The 21,038-nt window shown below is 26.0% G+C and carries 19 protein-coding genes and 1 riboswitch; of the genes, 17 read left to right on the top strand and 2 right to left on the bottom strand.

The genetic code is table 11. From position 1 onward, the window contains the following. Positions 1 to 93 precede the first annotated feature (93 nt). A complete protein-coding gene (gene ytaF, locus RYM86_RS14220) occupies positions 94 to 699 on the bottom strand; it encodes a sporulation membrane protein YtaF (protein ID WP_315081296.1) in 606 nt (201 codons plus the stop codon). Between the two features lie 154 nt (positions 700 to 853). Between ytaF and RYM86_RS14215 the strand changes: the two genes are divergently transcribed. From RYM86_RS14215 to miaB, 17 genes are all read left to right on the top strand, one after another. Then, positions 854 to 1,345 (top strand): L,D-transpeptidase, encoded by a 492-nt coding sequence (locus RYM86_RS14215; RefSeq protein WP_315081295.1) that lies wholly within the window; start codon positions 854 to 856, stop codon positions 1,343 to 1,345. Positions 1,346 to 1,596: 251 nt separating this feature from the next. Further along, on the top strand, positions 1,597 to 2,202 hold the full coding sequence (locus RYM86_RS14210; protein ID WP_315081293.1) for a CoA pyrophosphatase: 606 nt from the start codon (positions 1,597 to 1,599) through the stop codon (positions 2,200 to 2,202). Positions 2,203 to 2,499: 297 nt separating this feature from the next. Next, entirely contained in the window at positions 2,500 to 2,703 is a 204-nt protein-coding gene (locus RYM86_RS14205; protein ID WP_315081291.1) for a heavy metal transporter, read from the top strand. A 531-nt stretch (positions 2,704 to 3,234) separates the two neighbouring features. Further along, positions 3,235 to 5,133 (top strand): sigma 54-interacting transcriptional regulator, encoded by a 1,899-nt coding sequence (locus tag RYM86_RS14200; protein WP_315081290.1) that lies wholly within the window; start codon positions 3,235 to 3,237, stop codon positions 5,131 to 5,133. Positions 5,134 to 5,489: 356 nt separating this feature from the next. After that, entirely contained in the window at positions 5,490 to 6,545 is a 1,056-nt protein-coding gene (locus RYM86_RS14195; protein ID WP_315081289.1) for an NAD(P)-dependent alcohol dehydrogenase, read from the top strand. Between the two features lie 243 nt (positions 6,546 to 6,788). Continuing rightward, positions 6,789 to 7,985, top strand: a complete 1,197-nt coding sequence (locus RYM86_RS14190; RefSeq protein ID WP_315081288.1) for an Mbeg1-like protein — start codon at positions 6,789 to 6,791, stop codon at positions 7,983 to 7,985. A gap of 145 nt (positions 7,986 to 8,130) precedes the next feature. After that, positions 8,131 to 9,492, top strand: a complete 1,362-nt coding sequence (locus RYM86_RS14185; RefSeq protein ID WP_315081287.1) for a DUF3829 domain-containing protein — start codon at positions 8,131 to 8,133, stop codon at positions 9,490 to 9,492. 28 nt (positions 9,493 to 9,520) lie between these two features. Further along, a riboswitch (TPP riboswitch) is annotated at positions 9,521 to 9,630 on the top strand. Between the two features lie 58 nt (positions 9,631 to 9,688). Beyond that, positions 9,689 to 10,879, top strand: a complete 1,191-nt coding sequence (gene cytX / locus RYM86_RS14180) for a putative hydroxymethylpyrimidine transporter CytX (protein ID WP_315081285.1) — start codon at positions 9,689 to 9,691, stop codon at positions 10,877 to 10,879. A 222-nt stretch (positions 10,880 to 11,101) separates the two neighbouring features. Then, positions 11,102 to 11,746 carry a pentapeptide repeat-containing protein gene (locus RYM86_RS14175; protein ID WP_315081284.1) on the top strand — a complete coding sequence of 215 codons (645 nt, stop codon included), beginning with the start codon at positions 11,102 to 11,104 and terminating at the stop codon, positions 11,744 to 11,746. A gap of 66 nt (positions 11,747 to 11,812) precedes the next feature. Further along, positions 11,813 to 12,040: a DUF1653 domain-containing protein gene (locus RYM86_RS14170; RefSeq protein WP_315081283.1), complete on the top strand. Its 228-nt coding sequence runs from the start codon at positions 11,813 to 11,815 to the stop codon at positions 12,038 to 12,040. 141 nt (positions 12,041 to 12,181) lie between these two features. Further along, positions 12,182 to 13,402 carry an NAD(P)/FAD-dependent oxidoreductase gene (locus tag RYM86_RS14165; RefSeq protein ID WP_315081282.1) on the top strand — a complete coding sequence of 407 codons (1,221 nt, stop codon included), beginning with the start codon at positions 12,182 to 12,184 and terminating at the stop codon, positions 13,400 to 13,402. A 97-nt stretch (positions 13,403 to 13,499) separates the two neighbouring features. Continuing rightward, positions 13,500 to 14,150 (top strand): (d)CMP kinase, encoded by a 651-nt coding sequence (gene cmk / locus RYM86_RS14160; RefSeq protein WP_315081280.1) that lies wholly within the window; start codon positions 13,500 to 13,502, stop codon positions 14,148 to 14,150. 29 nt (positions 14,151 to 14,179) lie between these two features. Beyond that, the gene (locus tag RYM86_RS14155) at positions 14,180 to 16,084 is read left to right on the top strand and encodes a bifunctional 4-hydroxy-3-methylbut-2-enyl diphosphate reductase/30S ribosomal protein S1 (protein WP_315081279.1); all 1,905 of its coding nucleotides are present in this window, start codon (positions 14,180 to 14,182) and stop codon (positions 16,082 to 16,084) included. Positions 16,085 to 16,229: 145 nt separating this feature from the next. After that, positions 16,230 to 17,087, top strand: coding sequence for a GNAT family N-acetyltransferase (locus RYM86_RS14150; RefSeq protein ID WP_315081278.1), 858 nt, complete (start codon positions 16,230 to 16,232; stop codon positions 17,085 to 17,087). Between the two features lie 44 nt (positions 17,088 to 17,131). Continuing rightward, entirely contained in the window at positions 17,132 to 17,422 is a 291-nt protein-coding gene (locus tag RYM86_RS14145; protein WP_315081277.1) for a hypothetical protein, read from the top strand. 267 nt (positions 17,423 to 17,689) lie between these two features. Beyond that, positions 17,690 to 17,929 carry a winged helix-turn-helix transcriptional regulator gene (locus tag RYM86_RS14140; protein WP_315081340.1) on the top strand — a complete coding sequence of 80 codons (240 nt, stop codon included), beginning with the start codon at positions 17,690 to 17,692 and terminating at the stop codon, positions 17,927 to 17,929. Positions 17,930 to 18,464: 535 nt separating this feature from the next. Then, positions 18,465 to 19,835 (top strand): tRNA (N6-isopentenyl adenosine(37)-C2)-methylthiotransferase MiaB, encoded by a 1,371-nt coding sequence (gene miaB / locus RYM86_RS14135; protein WP_315081276.1) that lies wholly within the window; start codon positions 18,465 to 18,467, stop codon positions 19,833 to 19,835. 359 nt (positions 19,836 to 20,194) lie between these two features. On the opposite strand, the gene ybaK is transcribed toward miaB, so the two are convergent. Further along, on the bottom strand, positions 20,195 to 20,674 hold the full coding sequence (gene ybaK, locus RYM86_RS14130; protein WP_315081275.1) for a Cys-tRNA(Pro) deacylase: 480 nt from the start codon (positions 20,672 to 20,674) through the stop codon (positions 20,195 to 20,197). Positions 20,675 to 21,038 lie beyond the last annotated feature (364 nt).

Below are 21,038 nucleotides of genomic sequence, written 5' to 3'. Positions count from 1 at the left end.
TGTTTACATTAATAATTATATATGCAAAAATTTGATATGAAAAACTAATAAAGCTTATTACAAAACTAGTATATTTGTAATAAGCTTTTATTATTATATAAATGATTCATAAGTACCTAAAATAATTAAAAGTATACTTGATATTATAGATGCATACTTTCCAAATAGTTTTCCAAACATACTTTTGCCTATCCATGTACCACATGATACACTTAATATAGTTATAATAAATGTAAATAAAGTTGAGTAAAAAATACTTACTCCTGTTATACTTGCAGCTATTCCAACACCTAAATTATTTATAGTAAGAGCCAATGCTAAAGAAAAAGTTTCTTTTATGCTAATATCTCCTGAATTATCTTTATCAGCCCAAAGATTATCATTTAAAAGTACGTCTTCAGAATTGTTAGATTGTTTTTTATTTTTCATAATATCACGTAAAGCGTCTTTTAAAAACCAAGCACCAATTAAAACTAATATTAATCCTCCTATCATATCAGTAAGGTATGAGGGTATCAAGTTTTCTAATAAGCTACCAAATTCCATAGATAAGAAGGTTCCAACTGTTGTTATAATAGCTATTAATAAATTACTTATAAATGGGATTTTTATTTTATACATTCCATAAGAAATAGCCACAGTTAATGTGTCAAGATTAGATGATGCAGATAGCATTAAAGCAGACAAAAATTGCTGCATACTTTTTCTCCTTAAAGATATTAAATTATAATATATTGTATTAAAAAAAATAAAAAGTGTTAATGATGTAATTTTTAGTGATATTTTTTAGGCTTTATACATTTTTTTAATTATTCATATACTATATTAAGAATAATTGTTAAGGATAATTGTAATGAAGGATTTTTTTAATAAACTTTTAAGATACAATAGGATTAATTTTATTGATGGTGCAGGAGCAAATTATGAAACCATTGTTACTGAGTATGTTAATTTAAATGATTTTTTAAGTAAAACTCAATATTTTATATGGGTTGATTTAAAAAATTTCAAAGTAAATATATTTAATGGAAGTAAAGGAAAATGGAAAATAGTTCATAGTTATCTATGTACAATTGGTAAAAAAGAAACACCTACACCTACCGGAAATTTTACAATTGGAGTGAAAGGTTTATATTTTGGAGTTAATAAGGGCTATAAGTGTTGGTACTATACACAATTTAAGGGAAACTATTTATTTCACTCTATAATATATAATTTAGATGGATCAATTAGAGATGGAAGATTAGGAAAGGCTTTATCTGATGGTTGTATTAGATTAAATAAAATAAATGCAAAGTGGATCTGGGATAATATTCCCGAAGAAACTAAAGTTGTAATAAGTTAAATATAATTTCATCTAATTTATTTCAAAAGCATGGATTTTAATAAATTTAGATTTATCCATGCTTTTATTTTTTATTGATAACGAAAATATATAGATATAAGATAGATATAAATATATTAATTTTATACTAAGTTTAAAATTAATCTTAACATAAAATGATTTTTGTTTTAAATTTATGTAATTATAATTAATTGCATATAATTAAAGTATAATTATTTTTTAAAAATTAATATTAAAAATGGAGAATAAATATGAATATAAATAAAATAACAAATAGAATTGAAAATTTAAGTCCTTATATAAATGGATGGGAAAAAGATAAGAGAGCTTCTGTAATAATACCTCTAGTAGAAATAGATGGAGAAGTACATATCTTATTTGAAGTAAGATCTAAAAAATTAAATGCTCAGCCAGGAGACATATGTTTTCCAGGTGGAAGAATAGATAATAATGAAACACCAAAAGAAGCAGGAATGAGAGAATTTTATGAGGAATTAGGAATTAAAGACATTAAAATAATAAATGAATTAGACATTACTGTAAGGCATGACGGAATGATAATTCACAGTTTTCTGGGAATAGTAAATAATATTAATGAATTGTCTATAAATGAAAGTGAAGTAGATCAAGTATTTTACGTACCACTTAAATACTTACTTTTATATAATCCATTAAAGTCAACTGGTAAATTAACTGTGACTAGATCAGATGATTTCCCATACAATTTAATTTTTAATGGAAAAGACTACAAATTTAAAGAAGGTAAATATATTTCACTTTTTTATAAATACAAAGACTATGTTATATGGGGAATTACAGCAAATATTTTAAAAAGTTTTTTAGATAAACTGTCCTAATTTCCCAAATATAAAAAAATACAACTAAACCATGAAAAATCTAATAAATATTGATTAAAACAAAGGATTAAGTAAAATTACTTAGTCCTTTTATTTTACAGAATTATAGAATAGATAAGTATATAATTAAATTATATATGAAAGAAGGATATAATTCATACTTAATGTATATACTATTTTTATAGATTTTTGTATTTGTCTTAGATGTTTTTCTCACAAATGCAAAAATATTAGACACAATGAAAAATTATGGCTTTAAAAATAGCCATAACAATCTTTATATAAGGAGAAATTAGTATGGAAAGAGAACATTATATTATTCAAGGTTTATCAAACTCTAACATGAAAACACAAGTTAAGAATGCATTAATAAAAATAGAGGGTGTAAATCAAGTGTGTATTGATGCAGCAAGAGAAAGTGTTGAAATAATATATAATAGTCCAGCAACATCATCACAAATTAAAAGTTGTATTTATCATACAGGACACAATATAGAATAATAGTAAATTAAAAAAATTTTTAATTTACTATTGTAATCAATTACAATGTGTTATATAATGAATCTAAGATAAAGGTTAAACAATTTATCTTAAGTGAACTGACACTTAAATCCGGCAGAGGAGCATATCAGAAATAGGTATGCAGTTGTGATGGGCAACGTAAAAATTCCTGAAGCAATGTACGACGTACGGCGTACCCAGTTGGCGGACAACTTAAAAATCAGTTACTAGGAAAGAGCAAACATTGATAAAATGTTTGCTCTTTTTGCTACATAGAGAATTAGAATATTTTTTAGTTATTTTATATTTTGATTAATGGCATTCATAAACATTATTGAAATTTTTACATTAAAACAACTTTTATTTATATATCTATTTAAAATAAGTTTTACTAAGATTAAATTTAATTTTTAAAAGTGGATATGTTATTTATTGGATGAAATATTATTATTGAGTTACAATATGTATGTAAGCTAAAATTTATCAAAATAGATAATATATTACAAATCAATAGTGTGGAGGTAAGATTAAATGTTTGAAGAAAATACATACCAAGAAATATTAAATAAATCACATAAAAGATGTATTAAATATGGTGTGGGAAACAATATTCATCATCCTTCAAGAATGCTTAAGAATAAAGAACTTGATATATTGATAAGAAAAAACTGTGAGTTAATAAATATAGCTAGACCATTTATGGAAATACTTTATGATTTTTTAAGAGGATCAGGATTTTCATTATATCTTACAGATAAAAATGGAGTTGTTCTTACTATTATAGGTGATGAAGATATAATAATAGATCAGATTAAAGTTGGAATTGTAGAAGGAACAGATATGAGTGAAAGAAGTGCGGGAACTAATGGTATAGGAACTGCCCTTTATGAAAATTCCTCAATTCAAATTTTGGGCGAAGAACATTTTATAAAAGCTTTTCATATTTGGACATGTTCTTCTGCTGTTATTCATAATGAAAAAAAAGATATAATTGGTTGTTTAAATTTAACTGGACGACGTCAACTAGCTCACCCTCATACTTTAGGACTTGTAGTGGCAGCTGTAAAATCAATTGAAAATCATTTAAAGGTTGAAAAGACTCAAAAAGAGTTGTTTAAAGCACATCAATATTTAAATAGAGTTATGAATTCGTTAAATTTAGGGATTTTTGCTGTAGACATAGAAGGTATAGTGAAAGCTATAAACAACAGTGCATGTGATATGTTAAATATAAAAGAAAAAGATGTTATAAATAAGAATGTAGATTCAGTTTTAGATAATTGGGAAGAAATATTTGATCATCTTAAAAGTGGAAGAACATATGAAGATATAGAAATTATATATTCGAATAAAAAGAAAAGGTTTAATTTAAATGTATATCCAATAAAAGATAAAGAAAAGAATATAAGTGGTATTGTATGTATATTTAAAGATATGAAAAATGTATACAATTTAGTTAATAAGTATACAGGTAGAACAGCCAAATACACGTTTAATGATATAATTGGCAAAAGCGAGCAAATCCTAAAGTTAAAAAAAGAATCGAAAAATATAGCTAATAGTCCTTCTACAGTACTCATTCAAGGAGAAAGTGGAACAGGAAAAGAACTTATAGCCCAATCCATTCACAATAATAGTGATAGAAGAGACTGTAGTTTTGTTGCAATAAATTGTGGAGCAATACCTAAAAGTTTAATAGAAAGTGAGTTATTTGGATATGAAGAAGGGGCTTTTACTGGCGCTAAAAGAGGAGGATGCGCAGGGAAATTTGAACTTGCAAATGGAGGAACACTATTTTTAGATGAAATAGGAGAAATGCCATTAGATATGCAGATAAGTCTTTTACGGGTATTGCAAGAAGGATGTATTACTAGAATAGGAGGAAATAAATGTATTAATGTAAATGTAAGAATTATTGCTGCAACTAATAAAAACTTAGAAAATGAAGTAGAAAAAGGAACTTTTAGAGAAGATTTATATTATAGATTACGTGTGATTCCAATATATGTTCCATCATTAAGAGAACGAGTTGGTGATATAGAAATTCTTATAGAACATTTTTTGCAAATAAAGTCTATTAAATTAGGAAAGTGTATTCCAATAATTGAGAAAACTCTATATCAAAATCTATTAAATTATGATTGGCCAGGAAATATTAGAGAATTAGAAAATTGTATTGAGAATATCATAAATATGGACGGAAATACTTCTTTCAGTTTTGAAAATAAAAAATTAGTTAAAAAAAAGGCTAATTGTAGCAATATAGATTTACAATGTGATATGTGCTCATTAGAAGAATTAGAAGAAAGAGCAATAAGAGTTTGCTTAAATAATTGTGAGGGGAATATTACCAAATCCTGCAAAGTTTTAGGTATAAATAGGAGCACATTATATGCAAAAATCAAAAAATATAATATTGAATTTAGGTAAAATTAATGTATATATTAATTTTACTGAAAAGCAAATTGTAATATATATTTTTATATTGTATAAAAAAACAACAGTGTTGCAAAATACAACAGTATTTATTTAAAAAATGTTGTATTTTGCAACACTTTTTTATTTTAAATTTTATAAAATACAGCATAAACTTTAAGTTTAAAAGATATTTATTAGAATAATGGCATGATATATAAGTTTTTATAGAAAACTTATGATTAAAAAATTTTTAAAATTAAAATTGGCACGATCATTGCTAATAATATATTATGATAAAACCTAAAATAAATTATAAATATATTTTTAAACCACATTTTAGTGAAAATTGAACTAGGAGGGATTTAGTTATGAAAGGTTTTGCAATGTTGGGTATTAATAAAGTTGGATGGATTGAAAAGGAAAGGCCAGTTGCAAGTCCATATGATGCAATTGTACGTCCGTTAGCTGTGTCACCATGTACATCAGATATTCATACTGTTTTTGAAGGTGCACTTGGAAATAGACATAATATGATTTTAGGTCATGAAGCTGTAGGGGAAATTGTTGAAATTGGAAGTGAAGTTAAGGAATTCAAAGTTGGAGATAGGGTCATAGTTCCTTGCACAACTCCAGATTGGAGATCTTTAGAAGTTCAGGCTGGTTTTCAACAACATTCAAATGGTATGCTTGCTGGATGGAAATTTTCAAATTTTAAAGATGGAGTTTTTGCAGAATATTTTCATGTAAATGATGCAGATATGAATTTAGCACTTTTACCATCAGAAATATCTTTAGAAAGTGCTGTTATGATAACAGATATGATGACTACTGGTTTTCATGGTGCAGAATTAGCTGATATAAAAATGGGATCTAGTGTTGTAGTCATAGGAATTGGAGCAGTGGGATTAATGGGTATAGCAGGTGCTAAATTACGTGGAGCTGGTAGGATTATTGGCGTAGGAAGTAGACCAATTTGCGTTGAAACTGCTAAATTTTATGGAGCAACAGATATTGTAAACTACAAAAATGGTGATATAGTTAAACAAATCATGAATTTAACCAATGGAAAAGGTGTTGATCGTGTCATTATGGCAGGCGGTGGTCCTGAAACATTAGGACAAGCGATATCTATGCTTAAACCTGGTGGAGTGGTTTCAAATGTTAACTATCATGGAAGTGGAGATACTTTACCAATACCACGTGTTGATTGGGGATGTGGAATGGCTCATAAGACTATAAAAGGAGGTCTTTGCCCAGGCGGACGTCTTAGAGCAGAAATGTTAAGAGATTTAGTAATATATAATCGTGTTGATTTAAGTAAATTAGTTACACATGTATATAATGGTTTTGAACATATAGAAGATGCTCTTTTATTAATGAAGGATAAGCCAAAAGACTTTATTAAAGCAGTAGTTATATTATAAATATGTTACTTGGTTTTAGAAAAAATCCTGGAGGTAATGTATGATTTAAGGCGTACCCAGTTGGCGGACAACTTAAAAATCAGTTACTAAGAAAGAGCAAACATTTTGTTAATGTTTGCTCTTTTTGCGTGTCAAGTATAGATGGGGGAGAATTATTACTTAATTTATTGTGTTATTTGTGCTAATAGTTAATATATTGAAATTATGATAATATTTTTTAATCACTTTTTATGGAGGATAAACATGTCTGAATTAAATAATAGTGAATTATTACTACTATCTAATTTAATATATCTTAAACTGAATGTATTTAATGACAATACTGCTGGCAAACTTGTTAAATCCATGTTGTATAGAAATAATTTGAAGAAAGCTATTATGATTAATGGTGAATGTGGAGAAGTAGTAAAGAAAAAAGAATGGATATTAGTTTTAAAACAAATACAAGAAAATGATAAATTAAATAACTTAAAGATTGATAATGTAGAAGTTGATAATAATGGTGTAAAAACTGCTTGCTTTATTGATAAGCACGATAATGCTTATGTTGTATTTAGAGGAACTAAGACAATAGAAGAGTGGGGAGACAATGGTGAAGGTGCCTATATGTCTGATACACCAGAACAAATAAGTGCTTTAAAATATATAAATAATCTAAAATATACAAATATCACAGTAACAGGTCATTCTAAAGGCGGGAATAAAGCTAAATATGTTACACTTTTATCTAATAAAATAAATAGATGTGTATCTTTTGATGGACAAGGCTTTTCAAATGAATTTATTAATAGATACTCTAAAGAAATAAATAAAAATAAAGATAAAATAATATCTATTAATGCTAAATATGATTATGTGAATTGTCTTCTTAATTCAATAAATGAGAAGAAAAAATATATAGAAACCTCTTTTCAAAAAAATCCATTGTACTATCATAAAGCTAATATAATGTTGGATGGTAATGGTACTTTAAGAAAAGAGACAACTCCATGTTCGTTTGTGAAAATAATATATAAATTTTCTACATCACTAATATCTAAATTACCAGAACCTCATAAAAGTTTTGCTATAAATAGTTTAACTGACATTATTGAGCTTATTTTATGTGATAAAGATTTAGAAAGTAGTATATTACAAATTGCAAAAGGAATATTAATGTTGTTAGGCTATACAAAGCACTATAATTTAAAAGCAGAAATAAATTTAGCATACAATCTTCTTCAAAGCTTAAGTATACCTCTTGTATTTTGGAATGATTTTATCAGAAGTGAAGAAAATGATTCTAAGTTAATATTAAATGAAACATTATTAAAATTTAAAATTTATCAAGAAAATATAATTTTAAAACTTAAAAATTTAGGAATAGAAGGCAAAAGAATAGCTATTATTATTGATAATGCGACTAATAATTTAATAGAAGATTTTCAAAATGCTAATTAAACAAAAAGATACTCTATATTATTTATTCCATAATATGGAGTATTTCTTATTATTTAATTAACATTGTTTATTTTTTCTATTTAATACAAATTTGTTATGATATAATGTGAAGCGACTTTGCGTTAAAAAGAAAGGGGAATGTTTTATGCGAATACGATACAAAATTTATAAGGGAAGTGTACGAGCTAATGTGCTTTCAGTATTAGGGGCAATGCTTAAGGCAGTAGGAGCAGTATTTATTATTGGAATATTAGGATCATTTTTTATTGAAACTTCTTCAAATAATTTAAAAGTTTCAGATATTATATTATTTGGGATTATATCACTTTTTTGTTTTGGCTTTGGGATGCTTCTTGCAAGGAGGGCAGATAAATTTGGAATAATAGATTTTGATAAAAAAATCAGAGAAGATCTTAAATTTGCAATAGAAATGGGAAACGAAAATCCCGAATCTATAGAATTATATATGGAATTGAATTCTCAATACAAGGAACAAATTCAATTAGGACTAATACATACAAACGATCCCAATGATTTAAAGAAGAAAAAAGACAATGCTAAAAAGAAATGTTTTATATTTTTAACTTTACTTTTTACAATAACTATTCCTATCATGGCTTTGTGTAGTGATGGAGAAAATACAGTGGCAGAAGAAGAAAAATATCAAGAATATGTAAAATTAAACAATAATATATTGTGGAGATTTGATGCATCAGTGACTCCTTATGTTGAGCAGTTTGGAAATGGTGATAAAATTATAATTCCAAGTAATAGTATTTCAGGAATCACACCAGTAATAGATAGTTTCTTCAATGATTTAGATATACTAAAAGAAGAAGCTATACAAAAGCCAAAAACAGATGCTGATGAAAGTGCTATAACACTAATTGATGAAACACGAAATATGTATAATATAATTAATGAAGTTTATGCATATTACAATGAGGAAGAATACAAAAATGATAATTTATCAAGAGCACAAGAAATTCATGATAGATATATGGATGAAATAGAAATGTGGTATTATAGATATATGCAGTTTTCAGAAAAACTAAATCCTATAGCAATTGAAATCATGGGTAAGAACTTAGATACATATAAGAAAAATGGACAAGATTTTGAATATTATACTTTGAAATTACTAATTGATGGAGATGCTATTATAAATTATATGTCAGATAATAAGATTGATGATACCAATATATTATCTAGTGATATTACAAAGTATAAAACTTTATTAGATACATTAAATAAAACTTATGAACAGTATAAGGTGTATTCAAAAGATAAAAATGGTTCTATTCATTTAGAAGCTTTACAAAAGAATTCAAGTTGCTTTATTGAAAGTGCTAATAGAATAGTTGAAGTTGTAGAAAAACAAGATTTAAGTGCTGGGATTGTATATACTCCAGGAATTGTATATGCTGAATCTGAACCGTCACCAGTCGAAGATTTAAGTTATTACTTAGATCGTATGATATCAGAATACAACAGTTCTATAAATTAAATAGATAATATTAATTTTAACATATAAAACTTAATAATAGGGGAGCTTACGCATGTATGCTGAGAGGAAGTTAAATGCAACTTTGACCCTTAACCTGATTTGGATAATGCCAACGTAGGGAATACACATTAAATGTTTTTAATGGGATATATCTTTATTGGTATATCCCATATTTTATTTTTAGGAGGAATTTGTTATGAACAAGAAAAAAACTTTATTAAACAATAGCTTACTATGGTTTGGAGCATCTGTATCCATTGCAGAAATACTAACAGGTGGTTTAATAGCCCCACTTGGCCTGAAAAAAGGTATTTTAGCAATAATTTTAGGACATGTTATAGGATGTATACTTTTATATTTTGCAGGACTTATAGGAACTAAGAGTGGTTTATCTTCAATGGAATCATCTAGAATATCTTTTGGAAAATATGGATCATATGTTTTTTCTTCATTAAATATTTTACAGTTAGTTGGATGGACAGCTATAATGATTATTGGTGGAACAAATGTATTAAATGTAGTATCTAACAGTTTATTTGGATTTGAAAATAAAGCGTTATGGTGTATATTAATAGGAATACTAATTATTATATGGATATTAATAGGGTTTGAAAATCTTGGCAAATTAAATATTATTGCTGTTGGTGGACTTTTTATTTTAACTATTATTCTTGGTATAGTTATTTTTAAAGGGGCAAGTCTTAAATTAAGTAACTTAAATGATAATAGTTTAAGCTTTGGAATGGCAGTTGAATTATCAGTTGCAATGCCACTTTCATGGCTACCACTTATAGCTGATTACACTAGAAATATAAAAGATAGTAAAGTAATAACACCTGTAAGTGTTTCAAGTTATTTTATTGGTAGTGTGTGGATGTATATAATAGGTCTAGATGGAAGCTTATATGCAGGAACTTCTGATATTGCACAAATTCTTATGCAAGCAGGACTTGGAATTATAGCTATGATAATTGTTTTAATGTCAACGGTAACAACCACATTTTTAGATGTTTATTCAGCAGGTATTAGTTGCACAAATATAAGTAAAAAAATTAGCACAAAATATTTATCTGTTATTGTTTGTGTAATTGGAATGTTAATTGCTATGTTTACACCAATAGAACAATTTGAAAACTTTTTATATCTAATAGGTTCTGTATTTGCACCTATGATAGCAATAGTTGTAACAGATTACTTTATACTAAAAAATAGAGAGTTAAATTCAAAACTTAATGTGTTGAATTTAATTATATGGATAATTGGTTTTATTATCTACAGAATATTTATGAAAATAAATATAATAGTAGGAAATACATTACCAGTTATGATAATAATAAGTTTTATTTGTGTAATTGTACATATATTAAAAGAAAAGTTATATAAGTAACATATATAAATACTTATATATGTTAAAAACAAATAAGGTAGAGTGAAAAGCATTTTACTTATTTGTTTTTTCATAGTCTTAACGAAATCTATTTTCATATTTAAAATATTATCCTATGTATTTCGAAGTATAATTTTAATTTATTTAAAGTTTTATAATTGTGTTAGAAATATGATAATATAAGTATAAAAACAACAGTTTATAGAAAAATGAGGGATAAATATGTCTATTTTAAATAAGGTATTAAAACCTAAGTTATTAAGTGCTCTAGAAGAGGATGTAAACATTGAAGATGAACTAATTAATGAAAAATATCTTTCAAATAATTTGATTAAAGATTGTAAATTAGATTATATAAATGAAGAAAGAGTAGAAATAAGCGGATGTAGATTTGTAAATGTTATATTTAATGAATGTTATTTCAGAAATATAAGCTTATTAGATGTTGTATTTGAAAATTGTGATCTATCTAATATAGACTTTTCTGAAGGAAGTATACACAGAGTTGAATTTAAAAATTGTAAATTAACAGGAAGTAATTTTGGCGGATCTAATATGCAAAATGTGCTTTTTAAGGAATGTCTAGGTAAGTATTCTAATTTCTCATATTCAAAGATGAAATTAACAAATTTTGATCAATGTAATATGGAGAATGGAATCTTCTTAGAGTGTAATTTTAATAAAGTAGCGTTTAATAGTTGTAACTTAATGTGCAGTGAATTTGCTAACACATATCTAAAAGGTGTAGATTTTACTAATAGTGATATCTCTTCAATTGTATTAACAGGAAAAGAATTGAAAGATGTTATAGTATCACCTATGCAAGCTTTGGAATTATCTAAGATACTTGGGATTATTATTAAGTAGAATTATAAAATATATGTATATTAAAAAATATTTTCATTATATTTAATATTTATAAGGAGAATCACAATGAGAGAATTTAAAACTGGAATATACAGACACTTTAAAGGAAAAGAATATAAAGTTATAGATATAGCAATACATAGTGAGACACGTGAGGAATTTGTTGTATACAAAGCATTATATGATGATTTTAAGACTTTTATTAGACCTTATGACATGTTTATGAGTAAAGTTGATAAAGAAAAATACCCAGATATAAAGCAAGAATATAGATTTGAATATATACATGATTAAAACAGTAGTTAATTATAGCTATATATTAAATTGAGGATATATTGTATAATTAAAGTTATACAAATTTTAATTAAAGTATCAATATTAATACTATTATAAGATACTTATAAATATTATTTAATTAAGGAGCTGATTTTTTTAATGAGCAAAGTTATTGTTATTGGAGCAGGCCCAGCTGGAATGATGGCTGCAATAACAGCTGCAAAAGAACATAAAGTAACATTATTAGATGGTAATGAAAGATTAGGTAAAAAATTATTTATTACTGGTAAAGGTAGATGTAATGTTACTAATGCAAAGGATATCTCAGAATTTTTTGATTACATACCTGGTAACCCGCATTTTTTATATAGTGCATTATATACATTTACTAATGAAGATACTATGAACTTCTTTTCTGATGAAGGAATTAAGTTAAAAGTAGAAAGAGGAGATAGGGTATTTCCTGAGTCAGACAAATCATCTGATATAATCAGAGGCTTATCAAATGCACTAAGTAGAACAGACGTAGAAATAAAATTAAATTCAAAGGTTACTGATATTAAATATAAGGATAATAACATAACTGGCATTGAAATAAATACTGATGAAATTTTAAAAGCAGATCATTATATTATAGCAACTGGAGGAGCTTCTTATCCTCTTACTGGTTCAAGAGGTGACGGACAAGAATTTTCTAAAAAATTAGGACACAAGATAATTCCATTAAAGCCGGCACTTGTACCTATGGTTGTAAAAGATGCCAAAACTAAAGATCTTATGGGATTATCATTAAAGAATGTAGAAGTTATAATAAAAGAAAATGATAAAAAAGTTGTATATAAAAATTTTGGTGAAATGTTATTTACACATTTTGGTGTATCAGGTCCCCTTATTTTAAGCGGAAGTAGATTTATAGAGAATAACAAAAATTATAAATTACATATAGATCTTAAACCATCATTAAACTTAGGTGAATTAGATAAAAGAATACAAAGGGATTTTAATAAATATTTAAATAAAGATTTTAAAAATTCATTAAATGAATTATTACCACAAAAACTAATTCCAATGATAATAGAAATGTCTAATATACCTGAAGAAAAGAAAGTTAATGAAATCACCAAAGAAGAAAGAAGAAATTTAGTTAACCTTCTTAAAGACTTTTCATTTGATTTGAATGGGCTAAGACCTCTTGCTGAAGGAATTGTAACAAAAGGCGGAATAGATGTTAAAGAAATTGATCCATCTACTATGAGATCTAAGATTATAGATAATCTTTCTTTTTGTGGTGAAGTTATGGATGTAGATGCTTTTACTGGTGGTTATAATGTACAAATTGCATTTGCAACTGGAGTAATTGCTGGAAGTCATATTGAATAAAAACTAAATATTTTCTTGTTTGAGGTAATAAAAAATTATATAATCTTATTAAAGGTTTTTAAACTAATTTAAGATTTTTAGAAAAGAGGAATAAGTTTTGAAAATAGCAGTAGCGATAGATGGCCCAGCAGGTGCTGGAAAAAGTACAATAGCAAAATTAGTAGGTAAAGAGTTTAATCTTATGTATATAAATACTGGCGCTATGTATAGAGCTGTAGCATTAAAATGTAAAGAAAATAATATATCTGAAAGTAATATAGAAAAGATATGTTCATTAATAGATACTATGGAAATGCATTTTGAAAATGATGATTTGATTTTAAATAATGAAAATATTCAAGATAAAATAACTGTTCCAGAAATAAGTAATATAGTATCTTCTTATGCATCTATATCTGAAGTGAGAAGTAAATTGGTTAAACTTCAAAGAGATATGTCAAATAAATTTGATGTTATAATGGATGGAAGAGATATTGGTACAGTTGTACTTAAAGATGCTAAATTTAAGTTTTTCTTAACAGCTACACCAGAGGAAAGAGCAAATAGAAGATTTAAAGAACTTAAGGATAGGGATATTGAATGTTTATATGACAATATATTAAAAGATATTATAGATAGAGATTATAAAGATACTCATAGAGAGATAGATCCTTTAAGAAAAGCTGATGATGCTATTGAAATAGATACTACTGGGTTAAATATATCTGCAGTTACAGAAAAAATTAATTCTTATATAAGAGTCAATTAAAAATATTTAAAACTTTAGGAGAAAAGCAAATGAAAGAAGTTATTTTAGCACAAAATGCTGGTTTTTGCTTTGGAGTAAAGAGAGCAGTTGATGAAGCTATAAAAATACAAAATCAAGAAGAAAAGAAAATATATACTCTAGGTCCATTGATACATAATAATGATGTTGTAAAATTTTTAGAGAAAAATAACATATATTCTATAGAATTAGAAAATATAGCTACTTTGAACAAAGATGATGTTATTGTTATAAGATCTCATGGAGTATCAGAAGAAGTACTAAATCTTTTACAAAAAAATGAATTGAAGGTCAAAGATGCCACTTGCCCTTTTGTAACCAAGATACAAAAAAAGGTAAATAAATATTACAAATTAGGATATAATATAGTAATACTTGGTGACGCTAATCACCCAGAAGTAATAGGGATAAATGGTTGGTGTAACAATGAAGCTATAATTTCTAAAAATGGAGAACTTGATGGGGATATACCTGCTAAAGTATGTGTAGTATCTCAAACAACAGAAAAAGCAGCTAATTGGGAAACTTTAATCAAAAACGTTTCCGCAAAGGCTAAAGAAGTGTTAGCTTTTAACACCATATGTGCAGCTACAGATGTAAGACAAAGAAGTACTAATAAATTATCAAAAGAAGTAGAAACTATGGTAGTAATTGGTGGGAAAAATAGCTCTAATACAACTAAGCTATATCAAATTGCTAAACAAAATTGTGATAATACTATACACATAGAAAATGTTAATGAGTTACCTAAAGATTTTATAAATAATATAAATAAAATAGGAATTACAGCTGGTGCATCTACACCAGATTGGATTATTAAGGAGGTAATTGGAATTATGAGTAATACAGAAAATATTAAAAACGATGATCAATTATCATTAATGAATCAACTTGATAGAAGATTTGTGATTGGTGATGAGGTAGAAGGAGAAATACTTTCAAAAACAAGAGACACTATTATAGTTTCACTTGTAGGATATAAAATAGATGGGGTTATTCCTTTTAATGAATTAACTTCAAAGGAAGATATTGAGAGTGTGGTAGAAAGTCTTAATATAGGTGATAGCATAAAATCTAAAGTTATAAAATTACAAAATTCTGATGGATATGTTGTTTTATCAAGACTTGAATACGAAAAAGAAGAGGCATATAAAGAACTTGATATATTGTTTAATGAAGGTAAAACTTTTGAAGTTAAAATTAAAGAGGCTTCAGAAAATGGACTAGTTGCTTATTATAAAGGAATAAGAATATTTATTCCAGCTTCTCAAATAGATGTTAGATTTACTAAAGATAAATCTAAATGTATTAATCAAGTATTAGAAGTTAAATTAATTGATTATTCTGCTGAAGAACATAAAAAAGTTATTGCATCTAGAAGAGTTTTATTAGAAGTTCTTAAGGAAACAGAAGAAGAGAAAATTTGGGGAAGTTTAAATATTGGGGATGTAATTAAAGCTGAAGTTAAGAGATTTACTAATTTCGGTGCATTCTTAGATGTTAATGGAATAGATGGGTTATTACATTTATCTCAAATTTCATGGAATCATGTTAAGAATATAGAAGATATATTGAAAAAAGGTGAAATGATTGAAGTTAAGATTATAGCTCTAGACAAAGAAAATAAGAAATTATCTTTAAGTAGAAAAGAGTTACTTCCAAAACCATGGGAAAATGTAAAAGAAAAGTATCCAGAAGGTTCAATAGTTTTAGGTAAAGTTGTAAGAATAAATGATTTTGGTGCATTTGTGGAATTAGAACCTGGAGTTGATGGATTAGTCCATATTTCAAAAATTTCATTTAATAGAATAGCACACCCATCAGAAGTACTTAGTGTTGGTGAAGAGGTTAAGGCAAAAATATTAGAAGTTGATGAAGAAAATAAAAGAGTAAGCTTAAGTATAAAAGATATTTAATAAAACATGTATAAATAAGAAGAACCCCAATATAATTTATATAGGGGTTCTTTTTACTTTGAAAAAATTAACTTCTGTTAACTGTACTTAATTGACTAAGTATTTTTTTAATACTATACTTTATTTATTAGAAGTGAGGAGTTTTATGTTTATAATAGAAAAGTTATCATTAAAAAATCTAAAATATTTTAAAACACTACAAGAAGAAGCTAATGATAAGTATATTAATAACAAAGATTTTTTTGAATTGTATAATGAACAATCATTTGTTGTTAAGTATATGAAAAGAAAAGAAATTAAGCTATTTAAATATGAAAACAAATATATAGGTTATTTATGGATGCAATATCCATTAGCAGAAGTTATAAAAATTTTATCTTTATATGTAAGTGATTATTATATTGACTTTGTTTCAAAAGAATTAATTAATACGTTTAAAAATAAAACTTTAAATTTTGATGTAGTAGACAGTAACATAACTTATGATATAATGACTAAATTAAATTTTAGTCCAATAAGGGCTACATCGTTAATGAAAATGAGGACATCTAATTGTAAGTTTGATTTTAAGAAAAACATAAACTTTAAAATTTTCACTCAAAGAGAAGATGAGAGTTTAAGGTGCTTTATTCAAAATTCTGTGTTTAGAGATAATGATAGAATTCCGCTAGTTCCTTATGATATAAAGCTAGAAGAAGAGGAAGACTATTATATAAATGATTTATGTGTTTTTATAATGATTGGAAATGTTGCAATAGGATATGGACAAGTTATTTCGAAGAAAGATCTTTATACAATCGTTAATGTAGGAATATTGGATGATTATAGAAAAAAAGGTTATGGCGAAATACTTATAAAATATTTAATATACTTATGTTATAAGAGACATGTTTCACATGTTACAATAAATGTTGATGTAAATAATTATAAAGCTTTGAATTTATATAAAAAAATTGGGTTTGAGGAATATGGAAAAATAACTACTTGGAGCAATAGGTTATAAATTTGAAATACAAACAGTTTTAGAATTTATGGGGGATGATTTAAATGGATAACAAATTAAGTTGGAATCATGATAAGAAAATAGTCTATGGAAGAAAAAGTGATTTTAAAAGTAAATTAGATTTTATTAATGCAGTTAAATACGAACATAAGCAAATGACTAAATATGATTGCTATATAGATAATATAACATTGAAAGTTTATATTATCACTGAAGAGGGATTAGAAAAAAATACTTTTATTCCAATTTCAAATACTGATATAGATATAGATATAACAACAATGTATTGTGGAAATTTTTATACTATGGAAGGGTTAAGCGGTAATTTTCAATAGACCTGTGTTTATATAGACTCATAATTGTATCATGGCCTTTTAATTAATATAATTATTTGTTATAACATAGAGATATAATTAAGATTCTTTAAAATTAGAAGTATACTAATGAATTTTTATATAGATGTTTAAATACAAATAAAACTAATATGGAGGTGGATAATGAGTACCAATAAATTCATGGTTGATGAAGTAGAATATGGATGTCCAGTAGAGGCATTATCCAATATTTTAGGAAGAAGATGGGTACCAAGTATAATGTAGTTTATTAAAGATGGAAGTAAGCGATTTAGTGAAATATTACGTCATTTAGATAATAAATGTAGTAAGAAAGTATTAATTCAGCAATTAGACTTGTTACAAGAAACTAATATAATTAAAAATCAAAAGAATGCTATAGGAAATACTATAGGATCCTATTATTTCTTAACAGATGAAGGTATTAAATTATTACCAACTATAGAACAAATGATTTCATGGGGAGATAGAAATCTCACATGTGGTTAACATAAGTAACATTTTAGAGAAAATTTAAATGGTAAAACATATAAATGAAATAGAGGTTTGGAATCAGATATTAAAAAGGTATGAAAACTTTTAAATTTAAAAGGTCATATATTCTTATGTTTTAGCAATAAAGAAGTGAATACACTTCTTTATTTTTATGTTAATAGTTGATGGATAATTTTAAATAAATATAATTTATCTGAACCAATAAATATAAATAGCAACAATGAGTTTGGAGAAATAGGACAATCATTAAATAAGTTAAATTATATTATCGTAAAATCTATATTAGAAACAGAGAAACAATAAATGGTGTATAATAAAAGACCTAGAGTATTATAGTCTTTTTAATATCGTACTATTAATAGATAACAGAAAAATCAATTTTGATGTTGCCTATACATTGTTATGATTGATATAATATTATGGTGATAATATTTAGTTGTAGGTCTTAGTATTAAGAATTATATCTATTGATGAATATGATTATTTAATATTATTAAATGAATTTACTTAAAGTGGAGGTTTAATATTAATGATAAAATTTGATGATAAACAGCTTAATAATATAGTTGAGAAAGATGGAAACAAACACTTCTTTATTGAAACATGGGGTTGTCAAATGAATGAAGAAGATTCTGAGAAGCTTTCAGGAATGCTTAAGTCTCAAGGATATGAAGAAACAGAAAATAGAGATGAAGCTTCAATTGTAATTTTTAACACTTGCTGTGTAAGAGAAAATGCAGAAAATAAAGTTTTTGGAAATCTTGGCAGACTAAAAAAGCAAAAAGAGAAGAATCCTAATTTAATAATAGCTTTATGCGGTTGTATGATGCAACAAAAGGGGATGGCAGATGAAATTTTAAGCAGATTCCCTTACGTTGACATAATATTTGGAACTCATAATGCATACAAGTTCCCAGAATATTTGCATAGAGTTCAAGTTGAAGGAGTTCAAGTTAAAGAGATTTTTGATAAAGAAACTGAAATTGTAGAAGGTGTTCCAATAGACAGAAAAAGTGATGTAAAAGCTTTTGTTACTATAATGTATGGATGTAATAATTTTTGTACATATTGTGTAGTTCCTTATGTTAGAGGAAGAGAAAGAAGTAGAAAACCAGAAGACATAGAAAAGGAAATAAAAGAATTAGTTTCTAATGGATATAAGGAAATTACTTTACTTGGGCAAAACGTAAATTCTTATGGTAAAGGTCTTGAAGAAGAAATTAACTTTGCACAACTTTTAAGAAGAATTAATGAAATAGATGGACTTGAAAGATTAAGATTTATGACATCTCATCCTAAAGATTTAACTTTAGATGTAGTTTATGCTATAAGAGATTGTGATAAGCTTTGTGAACAAATACATTTACCTGTACAAAGTGGTAGTAATGAAATATTACAAAAAATGAATAGACATTATAATAAAGAACAATATTTAGAATTAGCTAAAAAAATAAGAGAAGAAATTCCAGACGTAACATTTTCAACAGATATAATAGTTGGATTCCCTGGAGAAACTGAAGAAGATTTTGAGGAAACAATTAACCTAGTAAAAGAAGTCAGATATGATGCTGCGTTTACTTTCATATATTCAAGAAGAAATCACACGCCAGCAGATAAAATGGAAAATCAAATTCCTGATGATGTTAAACATGATAGATTTAATAGGCTTGTGGCAGCCGTTAATGAAGGAATTGTTGTTGGAAATAAAGCTGCTGAAGGAAAGATATATGAAGTTTTAGTTGAAGGAACTAGTAAGAATAATGAAAATAAATTAACTGGTAGAACAAGAAATGCTAAGCTTGTAAACTTTGATGGCTGTAAAGAAATGATAGGAAAACTTGTTAAGGTGAAAATAATTGAAGCTAAATCATTTTCTTTAGTAGGAGAAGTTGTAGAGTAGGAGAGTATAGGATTATTAGACAAACTGTATTAGGATTAATAAATAATAATCTTAATGCAGTTTATTATTTGGAATACAATAATTTAATGGATGTTATAATCATTCAGGAAACAATAAAAAAAGTATATAATTGCTTATTGGGATTTTTCTACATAAGATCAAAATATAGAGATGTAAAAAATATATTTTGATAGTAATTTTTTTATGAAAGTGCCATTTTTGCGTATATAGAACATATGTTCTGCATACACAAAAATGGCACTTTCTAAGTTTGTTTACATCAAATAAATATGACCAGCCTTAAATACAGATAATTATCAAAATATAATTAACTTATTTATTATTTCTACTAATGTAATCTATTTGATTAAATCTACAAATGTACAATCTAGTATATTTTCTAATTGCCTTGGATTTATTTCGATTTGAGATCCAATTTTACCACCACTAAATACTATTGTTTCACAATTCAAAGCGGTGTTATGAACAAAAGTTTTAAATGCTTTCTTCATTCCAATAGGAGAGCATCCACCTCTTATATATCCTGTGATTTTATTTATGTCTTTAACATGTATCATTTCAATGCTTTTTTCAGACGCGGCTTTTGCAGCTTTTTTCATATCTAGTTCTTGTGCAACTGGAACAACATATACATAAAATTCTTTGGAGTGTCCCTGAGTGACCAAAGTTTTAAAAACTTCATTTTCATTCTTATTTATTTTATGGGCAACAGCTACGCCATCTATTTTTCCATCTTTATTTTGATAGCTATAAGTAGTGTAATTTATTTTATTACTATCTAAAATTCTCATAGCATTAGTTTTATTTTCTTTTGCCATAATTTTTTCCTCCTGTTATATAAATAAAATATTACTGAATAAAAAATCTATAGATATAGTCTAACGATTTTTAAAATTTATCTACTTGTTAATTTCATGTGAAAAATTGTAGATAAATATATATTAATTATATATTATAATGTATTTTTGTCCAATTTTTCATTTTACATCTGTTTTAAAAACAAAATTTGAAAAATAATAAAAAGTAGAATTGCTAGAGTGAACAGGAATTTAAATTCAAATTTTTATACAAACGCAATGCGATAATATATGTAAAAATTTATATTTTAAGTAAAACAAACAAAAATTGTAACTATTCAGTCGTTAAATTAATTTATTCAATATGATATGATTTTTTTATAAA

Source organism: uncultured Clostridium sp. (assembly GCF_963527835.1).
Taxonomy (GTDB): domain Bacteria; phylum Bacillota; class Clostridia; order Clostridiales; family Clostridiaceae; genus Clostridium.
This window is presented reverse-complemented; position numbering and strand designations above follow the sequence as displayed.

What these genes read in the sequence shown, in the direction of transcription:
- ytaF (WP_315081296.1), bottom strand. Translation starts at nt 699, where the DNA reads ATGCAGCAATTTTTGTCTGCTTTAATGCTATCTGCATCATCTAATCTT.
- RYM86_RS14215 (WP_315081295.1), top strand. Translation starts at nt 854, where the DNA reads ATGAAGGATTTTTTTAATAAACTTTTAAGATACAATAGGATTAATTTT.
- RYM86_RS14210 (WP_315081293.1), top strand. Translation starts at nt 1,597, where the DNA reads ATGAATATAAATAAAATAACAAATAGAATTGAAAATTTAAGTCCTTAT.
- RYM86_RS14205 (WP_315081291.1), top strand. Translation starts at nt 2,500, where the DNA reads ATGGAAAGAGAACATTATATTATTCAAGGTTTATCAAACTCTAACATG.
- RYM86_RS14200 (WP_315081290.1), top strand. Translation starts at nt 3,235, where the DNA reads ATGTTTGAAGAAAATACATACCAAGAAATATTAAATAAATCACATAAA.
- RYM86_RS14195 (WP_315081289.1), top strand. Translation starts at nt 5,490, where the DNA reads ATGAAAGGTTTTGCAATGTTGGGTATTAATAAAGTTGGATGGATTGAA.
- RYM86_RS14190 (WP_315081288.1), top strand. Translation starts at nt 6,789, where the DNA reads ATGTCTGAATTAAATAATAGTGAATTATTACTACTATCTAATTTAATA.
- RYM86_RS14185 (WP_315081287.1), top strand. Translation starts at nt 8,131, where the DNA reads ATGCGAATACGATACAAAATTTATAAGGGAAGTGTACGAGCTAATGTG.
- cytX (WP_315081285.1), top strand. Translation starts at nt 9,689, where the DNA reads ATGAACAAGAAAAAAACTTTATTAAACAATAGCTTACTATGGTTTGGA.
- RYM86_RS14175 (WP_315081284.1), top strand. Translation starts at nt 11,102, where the DNA reads ATGTCTATTTTAAATAAGGTATTAAAACCTAAGTTATTAAGTGCTCTA.
- RYM86_RS14170 (WP_315081283.1), top strand. Translation starts at nt 11,813, where the DNA reads ATGAGAGAATTTAAAACTGGAATATACAGACACTTTAAAGGAAAAGAA.
- RYM86_RS14165 (WP_315081282.1), top strand. Translation starts at nt 12,182, where the DNA reads ATGAGCAAAGTTATTGTTATTGGAGCAGGCCCAGCTGGAATGATGGCT.
- RYM86_RS14155 (WP_315081279.1), top strand. Translation starts at nt 14,180, where the DNA reads ATGAAAGAAGTTATTTTAGCACAAAATGCTGGTTTTTGCTTTGGAGTA.
- RYM86_RS14150 (WP_315081278.1), top strand. Translation starts at nt 16,230, where the DNA reads ATGTTTATAATAGAAAAGTTATCATTAAAAAATCTAAAATATTTTAAA.
- RYM86_RS14145 (WP_315081277.1), top strand. Translation starts at nt 17,132, where the DNA reads ATGGATAACAAATTAAGTTGGAATCATGATAAGAAAATAGTCTATGGA.
- miaB (WP_315081276.1), top strand. Translation starts at nt 18,465, where the DNA reads ATGATAAAATTTGATGATAAACAGCTTAATAATATAGTTGAGAAAGAT.
- ybaK (WP_315081275.1), bottom strand. Translation starts at nt 20,674, where the DNA reads ATGGCAAAAGAAAATAAAACTAATGCTATGAGAATTTTAGATAGTAAT.